This window comes from Burkholderia sp. GW821-FHT14F03 (assembly GCF_058803765.1).
Map to the genome: position 1 here is coordinate 1 of NZ_JBXAPG010000089.1, position 11,880 is coordinate 11,880.

The window sequence follows — 11,880 nt, forward strand, 5'->3', positions numbered from 1 at the left end:
GGTTGGGTGTTTGGCGACTTCCAGTCTCCCAGACTCAGTCCGGATGAACCATCGATACAACCTATTGAAGCTTCACAACTAGCCGTTCCACAGCAAGCACTGTCACCAGGCCCCGCCGATCCGGTTGGGGCCTTTTTCATGCATGGCATCGCGCTCCATCCGCCGGCTCTACAAGGAGAAGACGAAGATGGAAGACGCGAACCCGATGTGGCCGCCGCCCGATGCCGACGCGATACCGCTGCCGCGCGTCGCCCTGCACTTTCCGCTCACGCCGGGCGCGCCCCTGACCTGGCGCGCGCGCAGCGACGCGGAGCTGCGGATCGGGCGCGCCCAGGTGCGCCTGATCCGGTCGAGCAGCGTCGACGATCTGTGGCTTCAGCCCGGTGACACCGTGCACGTGCGGCAGGGCGAGCGCATCTGGCTCAGCACCAGAGGACCGCACCCGGCCGAGGCGACGCTCACGACGCCCTACGCGCAGCCGTCGCACACGCTCGTGCGCTGGCTCGCGCGGCTGCGCGACGCACTCGCCGATCTCGCGGCGCCACGCCCGCGCTGATGCGGCGTCGCGCGCAACCGGGCCGCACAGCCGGGCCGATCACGCGGCCGCGTCGTTGCCGACGCGCGGCGCCGTGCGCAACGGCACGCGCGTCGCACGCGCCACGCAGGCCAGCGCCTCGTCGAGCGGCAACACCTGCTGCTCGCCATTGCGCAGACGCAACGCGACCGTGCCGTCGCGCGCTTCCTGGCTGCCCGCGATCGCGAGGATCGGCGCGGCCAGCGCGCGCGCGTCGACGATCTTGCGCGGCAGGCGTTCCGCGCGGAAATCGCGCGCCACCCGGCATCCGATCGATTCGAACGCCTGCGCCACCTGGTCGGCGAACGACCGCTGCGCCTCGCCGATGCTGGCGACCACCACCTGATCCGGCGCGAGCCAGGCCGGCAACCAGCCCTCGTAATGTTCGAGCAGGATGCCGATGAAGCGTTCGAGACTGCCCAGCACCGCGTGATGAATCATCACGGGCACGCGCTTCTCGCCCTTCTCGTCGACATACGTCGCGCCGAGCCGCTCGGGCAGCACGAAGTCGAGCTGCACGGTGCCGCACTGCCACTTGCGGCCGCGCCGGTCGATCAGGTGGAATTCGAGCTTGGGCCCGTAGAATGCGCCCTCGCCGGGCTGCAGCGTGAAGCGCAGTCCGGCCGCGCGCGCGGCCGCCGCGAGCTGGGCTTCCGCGCGATCCCACGATGCATCGTCTCCCGCGCGCTGCGCCGGCCGCGTCGACAGCGCGACCTCGAACGCGTCGAAACCGAAATCCGCGTACACCGACGCGAGCAGCGCGCAAAAGCGCACCACCTCGGCCTCGACCTGCGCCGGCGCGCACAGCACATGCGCATCGTCCTGCGTGAAGGCCCGCGCGCGCATCAGCCCATGCAGCGCGCCGGACGGCTCCGCGCGATGCACGGCGCCGAACTCCGCGTAACGCACCGGCAGGTCGCGGTACGAACGCGATCCTTTCTTGAAGATCAGCACGTGCCCCGGGCAGCTCATCGGCTTCAGGCAGAACCGGCCGTCGTCGCCGTCGAGCGTGAACATCTGATCGCCGAACTTCTCCCAATGGCCGCTCTGCTCCCACAGCGCGCGCGCGAGCAACTGCGGCGTGCGCACTTCCGCGAACCCGGCCGCGCGCATCCGAACCCGTACGTACTCCTCGACGACGCGCAGCAGCGCCATGCCGCGCGGATGCCAGAACACCGTGCCGGGGCCTTCGTCCCGCTGGTGAAAAAGATCGAGCTTGCTGCCGAGAATCCGGTGATCGAATGCGTCCATCGTGTGCTCCGTTTCGTGATGAGCCGGCGGCACGGGACATGAAAAAAGCCCCGTCCGTTTCCGGCGGGGCTTCAGGGATGTCAGAGACGCACTGACTACGACACGCGACCTCCCCTCCGCCCGCCGATGGCGGTCGTGGTGGTGGTCGTGGTGGTGAGTGCGCGTGCGTTCATGTCGTCCAATTTACCGGATCCGATGCGCACGCGTCAACACCGCTGCGGGTTCGCGCAGGCGAATGGGCGCTATCGAAGGAAGGAAGGATGGAGCGGCACCGCGCGTATCGCGCGCGCACTCCGCACGCGAGGAACGGCAACGGTAAACCCCCGGGCCGATTCAATGCACGACGCGGCGCAAGCCGCCGTGCGTCCGCCACCGTGTTCCGTTGCTACCGGACGAAGTTGCGTGCCCAGCCTCGATGAGGACCGGTGCGCCACACTCCGGCGCCATCGCCCCGGCGGGGCGAGCGCGTGAACTCAGGTCGACGCGAACGATCGCACGCCCACGCGCGCGAACATGAAACGTGAATCAGGATGATGCGGGAAAACGCCCACGAAGCCGGGGGCCGGCGGGCTGCGGTCGACGACGGTCGGGCCGCGACAGTCCAATGCCGCGCGCAGACAGGCAACAGCGCGTTTCATCGAACCCGGCTCAGGTGCTGGCCGCGAGACGCGGACCCACGACCCCGCGCGCCGCCGCTGCGGTCTCGATCTCGGACTTCTGCGTTTGCGCGCTGACCCACGGCTCGATGCCTTGCTTCTGCACTTCCTCGAGGAACGAGACGCGCGTGCGCCAGTAATCCGCCTGCAACTTCGCGTCAATCACACGCTGCTCGGCCGTGAACAACTCCATGCGCGCGGTCACCAGCATCGACGCAGCGGTTTTCTCCGGCGTGGGGGCGTGCCGCAACGCCCAACGGCTGATCCAGTTCAACATGCTTACCTCCGTATTGACGGATGAAATCGTCCGGCAGCACCGCACGGGCCGCCCCGAACGCACCACAACGATCGCGGAACACGTCGGCCACCACTCTTGCGCCTCGCGGGCCTACCGCGACAGCGCCGCCGACATCCGACGCGACCACTCTCTACATCCTAGAAAGAGAACCACGTTAACGCGATGACGTCTTGCAATGTTTTACACAGATAACGCGATTCCCTCGCACTTCAGGCGAGATCGATGCGCGCCGGGCGGCCTCATGCGCGTATCGTGCGATACCCGCGCATGCGTGCGGGCCGCCGGCCCGCCTATGTCGCACCGCGCGCGACGACGGTCGCGCGCAGCCTGTTCGAACGCCGCGCGCACGCTGCGCGCGGCTGGAATCGGTTCGGCCTCCGCCGCGTCATGCGACGCCGCAGCGAAACCAGTCGCCGCGCAAGGCGCGCGACGTGATGTCGGCCTGACAGGATCCGGCGCAAGTTGCGCCGGATCATGCCGGCGGCGCAACTTAGCCCTGCGAAGCGCCTGCGTCGCGACGCGCGCGCCGCAGGCCTCCCTCAATCCAATCCACACTCTACGACGGCTTCCCGCGCCGCGCATCGCTTTGTTGACGCGTGTCGCGTTCCGCGCAACACCGGGCGCCGAAGCGTCACACGCATGGCACAGATCCGTCGTGCACAGCCTGACACAAACCGTCATCGCGTGCAGCTTCGCGATGCCCCCCTGCAAAAGCCCCGTGACAAAACGATGTATTTCCTATGATGGGTCATGTCGATACAAGAACAACGAGGCGATCGATTGAGCCATCCACATTCTTTCGATGACATTACGAGGCGCTGGAACGGCCGGCATGCGCGCCGTTTCGGCGGCGTCGGCGCCTGGCCGGTGACGACCGCCGGGCTCGCACTGCTGACCGGATACTGGGCGCTGCAAGGCAACGGGCTGATGCTGGCCGTATCGGCCGCCTGCTGCGCGACCGCCGCCGCGCTGTGGACATGGCGCGTGCGACGCCGCGCCGACGCGCTGCCCACCGGCCTGTTTCCATCGCGCGCGCGCCTCGCCTTCGATCCGGTGCCCGCGCTGTTCGTCGTCGGTTGGGGAGCGGTGCTGCTGCTGGGCCTGCACGCCTACGGCGCCGGCTTCACGCCCGCGACGCCGCTGTATCCGCTGATCGGCGCGGCCGGCCTCGCGTGGACCGCCGCCGGCCTGCTCATGCTGCGCTTCAGCCCGCACGCGTTCGAATCCGCGCGCGGGCTGCGACGCGTGCTGCTCGTGCTCAGCCTCGTGTTCGCGAGTGCCGGCGTCGCGTCCGGTTATGCGCTCGGCTGGACCTACACGCAGCGCTATGGCGACGAAGCGCTGCGCCAGCGCAACGTGGTCGCGAAATGGCAGCCGCTGGGCGCCTATGGTTGCGCCGCCTATGTCGAAGTCGATGCGCGCGCGCCGTTCGCGCCGCCGCACTGCGTGAGCGCGCCGTATTGGGCGACGCTGCGCGTCGGCGCCGCCGTGCGCACGCGCGAACGCGAATCACCGTGGGGCAGCATCGTCAGCGTGACCGAGCCGCGTCAGCGCGCGGGGCTCGGCTCGGGCCAGCGGTAGGCGAGCAGTTGCGCGCGCGGATAAGCGAGTTCGCGCACCTCGCCCAGTTGGTTGCCGCCGAACAGGTACAGGGATTCGTTGTCCTGGCGCAGGTAGAAGCCGACGTGCCCCTTCCAGCTCGCGGGATCGTCGCGCGACAGCACCACGACGCATCCGTACACGGGCTCGACGAGCCCACGCCCCCACTCGAGCCACGAGCGCGCGAGCGCCGAGCCGGTGCCCGCGATGCCGGCGCGCGCGAGGCACCAGTTGACGAACGACGAGCACCATGAAATCTTGTCGTCGTAGCCGATCAGGTTGGTCGCATCGTTGTACTCAACAATGCGCGGATTGCTCTCGCCTTCGGCACACCGCCGCACGCCGACCTCGGCCAACGCGATCGGCATCCAGGCCACTTCGGCGGTGGCGTCCATCAGCACGTCGTTCATCGGCCCGCCCCCTCGTGCAGCGCCGGCGCGCGCGCCGCGGCCGCATCCTGTTCGAGCGCGGCCTCGTCGACCGGACCGTAGAACGCGCGCGGCGCGCCCGTGCACGCGGCCCAATAGCGATCGCCATACGACCAGTGCCACCATTCGGACGGATAGTTGACGAAACCCGCGCCGCGCATCGCGTCGACCAGCAGCCGGCGGTTGCGCGCGGCGGCCGGGCTGATGAACGCGCAATCCGTATAGCACGCGCCCGACGATTCGGCGTCGGTCGCATTCAGCACGCAGCCGAGATCGAGCGGCTCGCCGTCCGCGCCGATCAGCGTCAGGTCGATCGCCGCGCCGGTCGGATGCGCGGCCACGTCGGGCGGCGCGATGTAGTGGCTCGCGAGCATGAACAAGGCGTCGTCGCTCAAGCCGGCGCGCGCGGCGCGCAGCTTCGCGAGATGGCGATTGAAGTAGTCGCGCTGCGCGCCGAGCGGCCGATAGCCTTCCGTCACGCACAAGCGCAGCGCCGCCGGCAGCGCCTTGCCGGCGGCGGCGAGCCGCGCGGCGAGCGATGCGCGCACTTTCAGGAAATGAGGACTTTTGCTTGAGATGTAGCGGCGACTCAAGTCGACCGCGATGGAGGCATCAGGGTCCGCCAGATCGACGAACCGCTCGCCGCACTCCACGAGCGCGACGTTTTTGACCTTGGGATCAGCGAGCGTAAGCATGTTCTCTCAGGGAAATTATTGTCGAGGCCCCGCTGCCCGGCAACGGGGATCCGTCAGCCAACAACTACCGCATCACCGCCAGTGACTTCCGATCTCATCGCGCGCCGCCCTGGCCCGGACGCCGCGCAGAACGCCATTGTAGCGCCGCCGCGCCACGCCCAAATACGATGCGGCAGACGGAACCGGTCCCGCCCGTGGCGCGCGGCGAGCCCGCCTTTGCCGCCAACTATATCGTCCGATCTATGTCCGCTATTACAATCCGCCGATAGCCGCCCAATAGTGGCTGGTTACAGTACATCGGCACTGCCGCTACAACAAATCATCAGATTAAGCAACACGACAAACTGACCGGAGAATCCCCTTCATGGAATCGCTCAAACGGTATTTCGGCTTCGCAGAAGCCGGCACCGACTTTCGCACCGAAATACTCGCCGGGGTCACCACCTTCCTGACGATGGCGTACATCATCTTCGTGAACCCCGCGATCCTCGGCGACGCGGGCATGCCGAAGGAATCCGTGTTCGTCGCCACCTGCCTCGTGGCGGCGCTCGCATCGCTGATCATGGGCCTGTACGCGAACTATCCGATCGCGTGCGCGCCCGGCATGGGGCTCAACGCGTACTTCGCGTACACGGTCGTCAAGGGCATGGGCTTCACGTGGCAGGCGGCGCTCGGCGCGGTGTTCATCTCCGGCTGCCTGTTCCTGCTCGTCACGCTGTTCCGGGTGCGCGAGGTGATCGTCAACGGGATCCCCCGTTCGCTGCGCATCGCGATCACGGCGGGCATCGGCCTGTTCCTCGGCATCATCTCGCTCAAGACCGCCGGCGTGATCGTCGGCAGCCCGGCCACCCTCGTCACGCTCGGCGACCTGCACCAGCACAACACGATCCTCGCGATCGTCGGCTTCTTCGCGATCGTCACGCTCGACTATCTGCGGGTGCGCGGCGCGATCCTGATCGGCATCATCGGCGTGACCGTGCTGTCGTTCTTCTTCGGCGACAACCACTTCCACGGCATCTTCTCCGCTCCGCCGTCGATCGACGCGACGCTGTTCAAGCTCGACATCGGCGCGGCGCTGTCGACCGGCATCATCAACGTGATCCTCGTGTTCTTCCTCGTCGAACTGTTCGACGCGACGGGCACGCTGATGGGCGTCGCGAACCGCGCGGGCCTGCTGGTGGAAGGCAAGATGAACCGGCTCAACAAGGCGCTGCTCGCGGACAGCACCGCGATCGTCGCGGGCTCGGTGCTCGGCACCTCGTCGACCACCGCATACATCGAGAGCGCCTCGGGCGTGCAGGCGGGCGGCCGGACCGGGATGACCGCGGTCACGGTCGCGGTGCTGTTCCTCGCCTGCCTGTTCATCGCGCCGCTCGCGGGCGTCGTGCCCGCCTATGCGACCGCGCCCGCGCTGCTGTACGTGTCGTGTCTGATGCTGCGCGACATGGTCGACGTGCCGTGGGACGACGCGACGGAAGCGGTGCCCGCCGCGCTGACCGCGCTGCTGATGCCGTTCACGTATTCGATCGCGAACGGCGTGGCGTTCGGCTTCATCGCCTACGGCGGCCTGAAGCTGCTCACGGGCCAGGCGCGCCAGGTGAAGGCCGTGGTGTGGGTGATCGCCGCGGTGTTTCTGTTCCGGTATTTCTACCTCGCGGCGGAGTGAGCGGCGAGGCCGGCCCGGCCTCGCGCCGGGCCGCATACAGCACGACGCCGCCCTGGGGTGGCGCTTTTTTTACCTCATTCAGCCCGCCCGCGCCGCCCGGCCGCGCGGCGTCGCGGTGCGGCGCGGCTTGTCGTCGCGCCCCGAGGCTTCGTCCATGCGCCGCGTCACCGTCTCGATCTTCAGGCAGTCGCCCGCCTGCCAATGCGTCTGCAGCATGTCGCGCAGCAGGCGCAATTCCTCCTGCTGGCGTTCGAGCGCCGCGCGCAGTTGCTCGACTTCGCGCAACCGTCCGTCGAGCCCCGCGAGCAGCGCCTCCTTCTGCACGCCGCCCTCCCACGACAGCCCGGTGCGCAGCGCATCGAGCGAGAAGCCGAGACGTTGCGCGAGCTGCACCAGCTTCAGCCGTTCGACGGCATCGTCCGGATAGTCGCGATACCGGTTCAGCCCACGCGGCGGCGCGGCCAGCAGGCCGCTCTGCTCGTAGAAACGGATCGCCGATGTGCTGAGGCCGGTGGCCTTCGCCAGTTCCCCGATCTTCATTGCGCATGACCTTCAAGTGGATTCGGAAATCAGTATAGCTCGCGCGACGGCCCGCCCGATGCCGTCCCGACCGCCCGCCACGCCCGGAAAAATTCCGCGCCTTCGGGCTTGAACCTGACGTTACGTCATGTTTTATTGTGCGTTCAAGCGGAGGAATTGCGATGTCATTGAAGATCGGCGCGCTCGCGAAGCGCGCAGGCCTGACCGTTCGAGCGCTGCACCACTATGACGCCATCGGCTTGCTGTCTCCTTCCGCCCGCTCGGACGGCGGTTCCCGGCAGTACACCCACGACGACGTGATCCGCCTGCACCGGATTCAGGCGCTCAAGCATTTCGGCTGTTCGCTGTCGGACATCAAGGCGTATTTGAACGACGCCGGCACGGCTCCCCTCGATCTCGTCCATCGACAGATCAGCGTGCTGGACGAGCAGGCGCGACGTGCGCAGACGCTGCGCGACAGTCTCCAGCACCTGGCGGACCAGCTTGCGGGCGGCAACGAAACCGGCACGGCGGACTGGCTGAACCTATTGGAAATGATGACCATGTATGAACGACATCTGAGCAGTGACGATCTCGATCATTTGCGCGCGCAGCGCCAGCACGCGGGCGCGCATCTGGATGCCAGCCGAGCCGGGCTGATCGCCGAGACGCAACGCTGCGTCGACGCAAGCCTGCCGCCCGACGATCAGGCGGCGCAGGCACTGGCCTGGCGCTGGATCCAGCACCTGAAGGAGGCGACGGGAGACAACGCCCAGCTGGCGTTCCGGCTGAAGAACCTGCAGGAACAGGAACCCCGGGCCCGGGAAATCGCCGGCATCACGCCGGACATGCATCAATGGATCGCGCACGCGATCGCGCATGCGCGGGCGGAGCCCTTCGCCAAGTACCTGTCGCCCGTCGAACGCGAGGAAGTGCAGCGCCGCATGATCGCCCACCTCGACGATTGGCCGCCCTTGTTCACGGCGGTGCGGATCCAGATGGAGGCCGGCGCGGCGCTCACGGATCCGCAGGTGCAGGCATTGGCCCGCCGATGGCAGGACCTGTTCCGCGACTCCTACTGCGGCGACGATCCCGTACTCGAAAGCAAGGTGCTTCTCGCGTTTCAGGCCGAACCCGATCTGTCGATCGGCATTGGCCTCGACATGCCTCTGATCCTGTTCATCCAGAAAGCCATCCTGGCCTTGAACGAAACGGGCCCGGGATCGCGCGACGCCGGCCCCAAGCCCAGCGCGCAACGCGTCGCCACGCTGCGCGCGGCGCATCAGTTGCTGGACGATCCGTTGATCCTCGACGACCCGCTCGCGCTGAAAATACTCGGCGACGACAACGAAGCCGCGATCCGCGCCCACCCGGATCGCTACGACGACCCCTTGTCGAAAGGGCTGCGGATCTCGCTCGCGGTGCGCAGCCGATTTACCGAGGACGCGTGGCGCGAGGCGGCGCGCCGCGACGTGCGCCAGTACGTCATCCTGGGCGCGGGATTGGACACCTATGCCTATCGCGAGCCCGCCGAGGCCGAGCGCCTTTTCGAGGTCGATCTCCCCGCCACGCAGCAATGGAAGCGGGCATGCCTGGACGCCGCCGGCATCGGCGCGCCCGCGTCGCTGACCTACGTGCCGCTCGATTTCGAGCGCGATACGCTGGCCCATGCGTTGTCGCGGGCCGGATTCCGCGACGATGCGCCCGCGTTCTTCTCCTGGCTCGGCGTCTCGATGTATCTCGACGAAGCCGCCATCCAGGAGACCCTGCGCTTCATCGCATCGTGCGCGGCGGGAAGCGCCGTCGTCTTCGACTATATCGTCACGCCGTCATTGCTCACGCCCTTGGAACAACTCGGCATGGAACTGGTGCGCGCGAAAGTCGCGGAAAGCGGCGAGCCGTGGAAATCCCACTTCGATCCCGCCTCGCTGCCCGACCGGATACGCGCGCTTGGTTTCGGCGCAGCGGTCGGCATCCGCCCGGAAGACCTCAATGACACCTACCTCGCGGGACGCAAGGATGGTTTCCGGATGGGGAACAGCCTGAGATTGATGCACGCCGTCGTCTGAGCCGCGGTTGCGGCGCGCAGATCGGTTGGGAAGCCGGAATGAAACAGATCGCGGTCGCCCGCGCCACGGCCGGCGGCGTCATCGTCGCGCGCGACACCGGGCCCTTCCCGACGGACGCGCCGTGCGACGCGTCCCGAAAGAATCCGCGGGCGCCACCCCCGGGCGGCACCCGCGCAGCGGTCCAGCTACCGCCCGTTCGCCTCGTAAAAACGCACGTAGCCGCTTCTCAATACCGAACACTGCGCGCGGGTCTCGGACAACAACCTGCGCGCGGCGGCCTCGATGCGGGGCCGGTGCGTGTCGAACGCGCCGACCATGTCTTCAAACCGGGGGGACGCAGCGCCGAAATGGTCTTCTAGCGCCTCCGCGGTGATGTGGCATTGGATCCGCTCGCCGTCGACCATCGCCGTGAACGCGAGCATAAGTTCGCGCCCCGAATACTCTGGAGCTTCGTTCGTGAACATGATCTGCATACGAGCCACCTTTGCCGAAAGGTGAAAACACGGAACCGCACGCGCCGGATACAGGCTTTAGCGGGCCAGGCGCGCGCGGGGCGGGCCGGTGGGTGCGCAGCCAGCTGGTTCATTGAGCAGGCTGCGCGCACCGGTTGAATTCACTTTAGACGCTTTCCGCCCCGAGGCAAAATTCCGTGCAAAAAAACCTTGCGCGCGCGCATTCGTCGGTCGAATCACGCGCGGCCGACAGCGTGCGGCGCGTCGTCGGAGCGGCGCACGCTGGCTTGAGGGTCGATCACTCGATCTGGTCGTTCGGCCATACGTTGAGCGCGATGACGCAGGTGGTCGCCCCGACCACGATGGCCAGCGCGCCGTAGAACAGGGCCCGGCCCTGGTCGAACAGCATGCCGTGGATGGCGACGCCGATGCCGGCCAGCACGACGAAAGTCGCGATCACCGCCAGCACTATCCTGAGTTCCGTTCGAACCATGATGTTCTCCCGAACGGATGCATGTCGCGGCGCATGCGGATTGCGCAAAGCCGCTGCTGTCGCGCCGGCCTCGCGCAAGGCGCGACGCGCGCGCGCCTCATTTTCATGATTGCAGGTAAACACTTAAAAGCAAGGGCTTTGTATTTGCGTTCGCACATCACCGGCCGCGCTTGTATGATGAGGCGTGCCCGCGCCGCCTGCCCGGCCGCGCCAGCCGAGCGGAGAACGCACTCCGCCGGCAGGCCCCTTGGAGACACTTCATGCCCGAATCTTCCGTGCAGCCCGCCGCCGCGGGCCGCATCGACCTGCTCGCGCAGGCGCACGCGCGCTCCGCGGCGCTCGGCCTGCGCGCGTCCGAGCGTCCCGAGTTCGCACCGCTCTCGCGCGGCGCGCTGCGCGACCTGATCGACGGCAGCCAGTCGCTCTACACACATGCGCGCCCCGTCATGGACACGCTGCACGCGCAGATCGCCGACACCGACAGCCTCGTGCTGCTGACCGATTCGGACGGCGTGATCCTGCACAGCGTCGGCGACGCCGATTTCATCGAGAGGGCACGGCGCGTCGCGCTCTATCCCGGCGTCTCGTGGGCAGAGGGCGAGCGCGGCACCAATGCGATCGGCACCGCGCTCGCGGCGGGCCAAGCCATCGCCGTGCACGGCGCCGAGCACTTCCTGCATGCGAACCACACCCTGACCTGCTCGTGCGCACCGATCGTCGATCCGTTCGGCCGCGCGCTCGGTGCGCTCGACGTGAGCGGCGATCCGCGCGGCTTCAGCCCCCATACGCTCGCGCTGGTACGGATGTCCGCGCAGCTGATCGAGAACCACCTGTTCGCGAATCAATGCGCGGATACGCTGCGCGTTCGTTTCCACGCGCATGACGAATTCGTCGACTCGCTGTTCGCGGGCCTCGTCGCCTTCCTGCCGGACGGCACGCTCGTCGCGGCGAACCGCAGCGCCCAATTCCAGCTCGGCGCGCCGCTTGCGGCACTGCAACAGCGCGGCTGCGACGCGCTGTTCGGGCTGTCGTTCACGCAGCTCGCGCAACTGGCCGCGCGCCAGCCGGGCGCGCCCGCCGCGCTGACGCTCGCGAGCGGCGTGCGGGTGATCGCGCGCTGCGAATTCAGCGACGCGCGGCGCGTCACGGTGCCCGCGCGCGCGCCGGCGCCGGCCGCGCG

12 protein-coding genes are annotated in these 11,880 nt (G+C 67.9%); 5 read left to right on the forward strand and 7 right to left on the reverse strand.

The genetic code is table 11. From position 1 onward, the window contains the following. The first annotated feature begins 142 nt into the window (after nt 1-142). Complete coding sequence (locus AC1RQF_RS32540; protein WP_273997896.1) at nt 143-556, forward strand: DUF2917 domain-containing protein; 414 nt, start codon at nt 143-145, stop codon at nt 554-556. A gap of 39 nt (nt 557-595) precedes the next feature. On the opposite strand, the gene thrS is transcribed toward AC1RQF_RS32540, so the two are convergent. Continuing rightward, nucleotides 596-1,825: a threonine--tRNA ligase gene (gene thrS, locus AC1RQF_RS32545; protein ID WP_273997895.1), complete on the reverse strand. Its 1,230-nt coding sequence runs from the start codon at nt 1,823-1,825 to the stop codon at nt 596-598. A 648-nt stretch (nt 1,826-2,473) separates the two neighbouring features. Continuing rightward, nucleotides 2,474-2,758, reverse strand: a complete 285-nt coding sequence (locus AC1RQF_RS32550; RefSeq protein ID WP_273997894.1) for a hypothetical protein — start codon at nt 2,756-2,758, stop codon at nt 2,474-2,476. A gap of 801 nt (nt 2,759-3,559) precedes the next feature. Here AC1RQF_RS32550 and AC1RQF_RS32555 point away from each other — a divergent pair. After that, a complete protein-coding gene (locus tag AC1RQF_RS32555) occupies nt 3,560-4,360 on the forward strand; it encodes a hypothetical protein (RefSeq protein WP_492874221.1) in 801 nt (266 codons plus the stop codon). On the opposite strand, the gene AC1RQF_RS32560 is transcribed toward AC1RQF_RS32555, so the two are convergent. Continuing rightward, nucleotides 4,327-4,788 carry an NlpC/P60 family protein gene (locus AC1RQF_RS32560; RefSeq protein ID WP_273997891.1) on the reverse strand — a complete coding sequence of 154 codons (462 nt, stop codon included), beginning with the start codon at nt 4,786-4,788 and terminating at the stop codon, nt 4,327-4,329. The two genes, AC1RQF_RS32555 and AC1RQF_RS32560, sit on opposite strands and share 34 nt — an antisense overlap. Then, a complete protein-coding gene (locus AC1RQF_RS32565) occupies nt 4,785-5,501 on the reverse strand; it encodes a M15 family metallopeptidase (RefSeq protein WP_273997890.1) in 717 nt (238 codons plus the stop codon). The genes AC1RQF_RS32560 and AC1RQF_RS32565 overlap by 4 nt, the downstream gene beginning before the upstream one ends. A 364-nt stretch (nt 5,502-5,865) precedes the next feature. Here AC1RQF_RS32565 and AC1RQF_RS32570 point away from each other — a divergent pair, with 364 nt between their 5' ends. Next, nucleotides 5,866-7,167 (forward strand): NCS2 family permease, encoded by a 1,302-nt coding sequence (locus AC1RQF_RS32570; protein ID WP_273997889.1) that lies wholly within the window; start codon nt 5,866-5,868, stop codon nt 7,165-7,167. Nucleotides 7,168-7,245: 78 nt separating this feature from the next. Here the strand turns inward: AC1RQF_RS32570 and AC1RQF_RS32575 are convergent, their stop codons facing one another. Beyond that, a complete protein-coding gene (locus tag AC1RQF_RS32575; protein WP_273997888.1) occupies nt 7,246-7,707 on the reverse strand; it encodes a MerR family transcriptional regulator in 462 nt (153 codons plus the stop codon). Nucleotides 7,708-7,868: 161 nt separating this feature from the next. Here AC1RQF_RS32575 and AC1RQF_RS32580 point away from each other — a divergent pair, with 161 nt between their 5' ends. Beyond that, nucleotides 7,869-9,755, forward strand: a complete 1,887-nt coding sequence (locus AC1RQF_RS32580; RefSeq protein ID WP_492874224.1) for an SAM-dependent methyltransferase — start codon at nt 7,869-7,871, stop codon at nt 9,753-9,755. A gap of 185 nt (nt 9,756-9,940) precedes the next feature. On the opposite strand, the gene AC1RQF_RS32585 is transcribed toward AC1RQF_RS32580, so the two are convergent. Beyond that, nucleotides 9,941-10,228, reverse strand: coding sequence for a DUF1488 family protein (locus AC1RQF_RS32585; protein WP_273997885.1), 288 nt, complete (start codon nt 10,226-10,228; stop codon nt 9,941-9,943). A gap of 277 nt (nt 10,229-10,505) precedes the next feature. Continuing rightward, a complete protein-coding gene (locus AC1RQF_RS32590; protein WP_252983076.1) occupies nt 10,506-10,700 on the reverse strand; it encodes a DUF2964 family protein in 195 nt (64 codons plus the stop codon). A gap of 260 nt (nt 10,701-10,960) precedes the next feature. Between AC1RQF_RS32590 and AC1RQF_RS32595 the strand changes: the two genes are divergently transcribed. Next, nucleotides 10,961-11,880: sigma-54-dependent Fis family transcriptional regulator (locus AC1RQF_RS32595; protein WP_492874226.1), on the forward strand; the 920-nt coding region annotated here is incomplete at its 3' end.

What these genes read in the sequence shown, in the direction of transcription:
- AC1RQF_RS32585 (WP_273997885.1), bottom strand. Translation starts at nt 10,228, where the DNA reads ATGCAGATCATGTTCACGAACGAAGCTCCAGAGTATTCGGGGCGCGAA.
- AC1RQF_RS32570 (WP_273997889.1), top strand. Translation starts at nt 5,866, where the DNA reads ATGGAATCGCTCAAACGGTATTTCGGCTTCGCAGAAGCCGGCACCGAC.
- AC1RQF_RS32560 (WP_273997891.1), bottom strand. Translation starts at nt 4,788, where the DNA reads ATGAACGACGTGCTGATGGACGCCACCGCCGAAGTGGCCTGGATGCCG.
- AC1RQF_RS32550 (WP_273997894.1), bottom strand. Translation starts at nt 2,758, where the DNA reads ATGTTGAACTGGATCAGCCGTTGGGCGTTGCGGCACGCCCCCACGCCG.
- AC1RQF_RS32580 (WP_492874224.1), top strand. Translation starts at nt 7,869, where the DNA reads ATGTCATTGAAGATCGGCGCGCTCGCGAAGCGCGCAGGCCTGACCGTT.
- thrS (WP_273997895.1), bottom strand. Translation starts at nt 1,825, where the DNA reads ATGGACGCATTCGATCACCGGATTCTCGGCAGCAAGCTCGATCTTTTT.
- AC1RQF_RS32590 (WP_252983076.1), bottom strand. Translation starts at nt 10,700, where the DNA reads ATGGTTCGAACGGAACTCAGGATAGTGCTGGCGGTGATCGCGACTTTC.
- AC1RQF_RS32575 (WP_273997888.1), bottom strand. Translation starts at nt 7,707, where the DNA reads ATGAAGATCGGGGAACTGGCGAAGGCCACCGGCCTCAGCACATCGGCG.
- AC1RQF_RS32540 (WP_273997896.1), top strand. Translation starts at nt 143, where the DNA reads ATGGCATCGCGCTCCATCCGCCGGCTCTACAAGGAGAAGACGAAGATG.
- AC1RQF_RS32565 (WP_273997890.1), bottom strand. Translation starts at nt 5,501, where the DNA reads ATGCTTACGCTCGCTGATCCCAAGGTCAAAAACGTCGCGCTCGTGGAG.